At 67.9% G+C, this 3,957-nt stretch carries 4 protein-coding genes; 3 read left to right on the top strand and 1 reads right to left on the bottom strand.

Translation table 11 applies throughout. The features are described 5' to 3' along the window. The first annotated feature begins 105 nt into the window (after positions 1-105). Genes paaG through paaK form a run of 3 tightly spaced genes read left to right on the top strand, consistent with a single transcriptional unit; the run spans position 106 to position 2,694 of the window. A complete protein-coding gene (gene paaG / locus HMPREF3115_RS21530; RefSeq protein WP_053297672.1) occupies positions 106-897 on the top strand; it encodes a 2-(1,2-epoxy-1,2-dihydrophenyl)acetyl-CoA isomerase PaaG in 792 nt (263 codons plus the stop codon). A 1-nt stretch (position 898) separates the two neighbouring features. Continuing rightward, complete coding sequence (gene paaI, locus HMPREF3115_RS21525; protein WP_053297673.1) at positions 899-1,357, top strand: hydroxyphenylacetyl-CoA thioesterase PaaI; 459 nt, start codon at positions 899-901, stop codon at positions 1,355-1,357. Positions 1,358-1,395: 38 nt separating this feature from the next. Continuing rightward, positions 1,396-2,694 carry a phenylacetate--CoA ligase PaaK gene (paaK, locus tag HMPREF3115_RS21520; RefSeq protein WP_070555961.1) on the top strand — a complete coding sequence of 433 codons (1,299 nt, stop codon included), beginning with the start codon at positions 1,396-1,398 and terminating at the stop codon, positions 2,692-2,694. 201 nt (positions 2,695-2,895) lie between these two features. Here the strand turns inward: paaK and HMPREF3115_RS21515 are convergent. Next, positions 2,896-3,957, bottom strand: a 1,062-nt coding sequence (locus HMPREF3115_RS21515; RefSeq protein WP_256276345.1) for a murein transglycosylase A, incomplete at its 5' end; no start/stop codon positions are given.

Here is a 3,957-nt window from a genome sequence, read left to right as displayed (position 1 = left end):
GCTCTGCACGATGTGCATCGGCGTCGGGCAAGGCATCGCGCTCGCGATCGAACGCGTATAGCTGGCTCCGCGCGCACCTATAACGAATCATCACGGAGACACTGCATGTCCTATCAGGCAATTCGGCTGGACATCGACGAAGCCGCCCGCGTGGCGACGATCACGCTGCATCGTCCCGACAAGCTGAACAGCTTTACGCGCGCCATGCATCGCGAGCTGCAGTCGGCGCTCGACGAAGTCGAGGCGGCCGGTGCGCGCGCACTGATTCTGACGGGTGCGGGGCGCGGGTTCTGCGCCGGTCAGGATCTCGCGGACCTCGACTTCACGCCGGGCGCGTCGACCGACCTCGGCGCGCTGATCGAGGAGCACTTCAATCCGCTGATCCGCCGCCTGCAGCGCTTGCCGATTCCGGTGATCGCCGCCGTCAACGGCACGGCCGCCGGTGCGGGCGCGAATCTCGCGCTCGCCTGCGATATCGTGCTCGCCGCGCGCTCGAGCAGTTTCATCCAGGCTTTCGTCAAGATCGGCCTCGTGCCGGACTCGGGCGGCACGTGGTTCCTGCCGCAGCGCGTCGGGATGGCGCGCGCGCTCGGCCTTGCGCTGACCGGCGACAAACTCGGCGCCGAACAGGCGGAACAGTGGGGACTGATCTGGCGCGCGGTCGACGACGACGCGCTCGCCGCATCGGCCCGTGAACTGGCCGCGCGGCTCGCGCAGCAACCGACGCTCGCGATCGCGTCGATCAAGCAGGCGATGCGCGACGGCATGACCCATACGCTCGACCAGCAACTCGATCTGGAGCGCGATCTGCAGCGCAAGCTCGGCCAGTCGCACGATTACGCCGAAGGCGTCAACGCATTCATCGAAAAGCGTGCGCCGCGCTTCGAGGGCCGCTGACATGACGAAGAACCCGACGACCGACACGCTGGATCCCGACGCACTCGCACGCATGACCGCGCAGACGATGTACGAAGCCGACGCGTGCAGCCGCGCGCTCGGCATCGAAATCGTCGACGTGCGCGCCGGTTACGCGTGCCTGCGGATGCCCGTGCGCGCCGATTTCCTGAACGGCCATCAGATCTGCCACGGCGGGCTGATCTTCACGCTCGCCGATTCGACGTTCGCATTCGCGTGCAATTCGTACAACGTCAACACGGTCGCGGCCGGCTGCTCGATCGAGTATCTGCGGCCCGTGCACGGCGGCGACGTGCTGACCGCCGAGGCGACCGAACAAACGCGCAGCGGTCGGCATGGCATCTACGACATCCGCGTGACGAACCGCGCCGGAGAAACGGTCGCGATGTTTCGCGGCAAGTCCGCGCAGATCAAGGGCACCGTGATACCGGAAGACCGCTGACGTCGGCGCCACGCCCATAACAAACACTGGAGACACGCATGACTACCCCGCTACCGCTCGAGCCGATCGAGACCGCGTCCCGCGACGAGCTAGCCGCGCTGCAGCTCGAACGCCTCAAATGGTCGCTGCGGCACGCGTACGACAACTCCCCTGTCTATCGCCGCAAGTTCGACGAAGCCGGCGTGCATCCGGACGACCTGCAAACGCTCGCCGACCTGTCGCGCTTCCCGTTCACGACGAAGAGCGACCTGCGTGACAGCTATCCGTTCGGGATGTTCGCGGTGCCGCAGGAGCGGGTCTCGCGTATTCATGCGTCGTCGGGCACGACCGGCAAACCGACCGTGGTCGGCTACACGGCGCGCGACATCGATACGTGGGCGAATCTCGTTGCGCGCTCGATCCGCGCGGCCGGAGCGCGCCCCGGCGACAAGGTGCACGTGAGCTATGGGTACGGGCTGTTCACCGGCGGCCTCGGCGCGCACTACGGCGCCGAGCGCGCGGGCCTCACGGTCATTCCGTTCGGCGGCGGCCAGACCGAAAAACAGGTGCAGCTGATTCAGGACTTCCGCCCCGACATCATCATGGTGACGCCGAGCTACATGCTGTCGATCGCCGACGAGTTCGAACGGCAGGGCGTCGATCCGGCGCAGAGTTCGCTGCGCATCGGCATCTTCGGCGCCGAGCCGTGGACCAACGACATGCGCGTCGCGATCGAGCAGCGGATGAAGATCGACGCGGTCGACATCTACGGGCTGTCCGAAGTGATGGGCCCCGGCGTCGCGTCGGAATGCGTCGAAACGAAGGACGGCCCGACGATCTGGGAAGATCACTTCTACCCGGAAATCATCGATCCGGACACCGGCGAAGTGCTGCCGGACGGCGAACTCGGCGAGCTCGTGTTCACCTCGCTGACGAAGGAAGCGCTGCCGATTATCCGCTACCGGACGCGCGACCTCACGCGTCTGCTGCCGGGCACCGCACGTACAATGCGGCGCATGGAAAAGATCACGGGCCGCTCGGACGACATGATGATCGTGCGCGGCGTGAACGTGTTTCCGACGCAGATCGAGGAGCAGCTGCTGAAGCAGCGCGCGCTTGCGCCGCATTACCAGATCGTGCTGACGAAGGAAGGGCCGCTCGACGTACTGCCGCTCAACGTCGAGCCGTGCCCCGAAACGGCGCCCGACACCGCCGCGATTCAGGCGGCGAAGCAGGCGCTCGCGTACGACATCAAATCGCTGATCGGCGTGACGGCGGTGGTCAACGTGCTGCCGGTCAACGGGATCGAGCGCTCGGTGGGCAAGGCGCGCCGCGTGATCGACAAGCGCAAGGGCTGAGCCGGCAAGTCGTCGCGCGCCGCATAGCGAACGTCGACGCCCGCAACGCCATTTCGATGCAGCGCCCGACCGGCGAACGCCGGGCGGGCGTTTTTCTATTCATCGGCGCGAACCGCCTCGCCCGAACGATTTCGCCGACAGGCGCGCGCCGCGTCGGCTACGCGCCGCCATCGCCCGTCACGACGACCGACACGAAAACCCTCACGAATTCGGGAACAGCAGCCACATCCGGCCGACCTGCTTCATGCGACCGGCGAGGTCGCCGGCATCGTCGCCGAGCCCCCAGAAATAGTCGGCCCGCACGCCGCCCTTGATCGCGCTGCCCGTATCTTGCGCAAACACGAGCCGGTTCATCGGCGTGTTCGTCAGTGGGCGCGTGGTCTGCAGAAACACCGGCGTGCCGAGCGGAATCGACGCCGGATCGACGGCGATCGAACGCTCGGGCGTGAGCGGCACGCCGAGCGCGCCGATCGGACCGTCCGCGCCGCCGTGCGGCGCTTCTTCCTTCGTCGGCATCTCGCGGAAGAAGACGAACCGCGGGTTCGTGTCGAGCAGCGCGTCGACGCGGCCCGGATTCGCCTTCGCCCACGCCTTGATGCCCTGCATCGTCGCCTGCGCCGGCGTCAGTTCGCCGCGATCGAGCAGCCACTTGCCGATCGAGCGATACGGCTGATTGTTGGTGCCGCCGAAGCCGACCCGCATCACCGAGCCGTCGTCGAGCAGCACGCGCCCCGAGCCCTGCACCTGCAGGAAGAACGCCTCGATCGGGTCGTCGACCCACACGAGTTCGTTGCCGTTCAGTATCCCCGAGCGTTCGAGCTGCGCGCGCGCAGGCAGCGCCGCGCCGGCGCGATAGCCGGCCGGCCAGCGGTACAGCGCATATTGATACGGGCCGCGGCGCACGCGCGAGCCGTGCAGCAGCGGCTCGTAATAGCCGGTCACGAGGCCGTCGAGCGTGCCGTCGGTGTTCGCGAACTGGAACGGCGTGAAGTACGTTTCGAAAAACGCGCGCGCGCCGTTCGCGTCGAGTTCGTCGAGCCGCTCGGCGGCCGCGCACGCGCGCTGCCACGCCGGCTGCCGCGCGAGCCGCACGCAGTTCTGCCGCAGCGCGGCCGTCGCGCCGATCAGCGAATCGTCTTGCCAGCCCGGCACCTGCTGCCACGCCACCGGCGTGAGCCGCTTCGCGGCGACCTGCCCCGGCACGATCGCCGCGCCGGTCGGCGGCTTCAGCGCGGTCGGCCGCGTCGGCGCGCCGCCGCATGC

It is taken from the genome of Burkholderia sp. HMSC10F09 (assembly GCF_001806955.1).
Lineage (GTDB): Bacteria > Pseudomonadota > Gammaproteobacteria > Burkholderiales > Burkholderiaceae > Burkholderia > Burkholderia multivorans.
Note: the sequence above shows the minus strand (reverse complement) of the source record. Positions and strands in the feature narration are given on the sequence as shown.

Coding starts and splice junctions, on each gene's coding strand:
- paaG (WP_053297672.1), top strand. CDS start 106: ATGTCCTATCAGGCAATTCGGCTGGACATCGACGAAGCCGCCCGCGTG.
- paaI (WP_053297673.1), top strand. CDS start 899: ATGACGAAGAACCCGACGACCGACACGCTGGATCCCGACGCACTCGCA.
- paaK (WP_070555961.1), top strand. CDS start 1,396: ATGACTACCCCGCTACCGCTCGAGCCGATCGAGACCGCGTCCCGCGAC.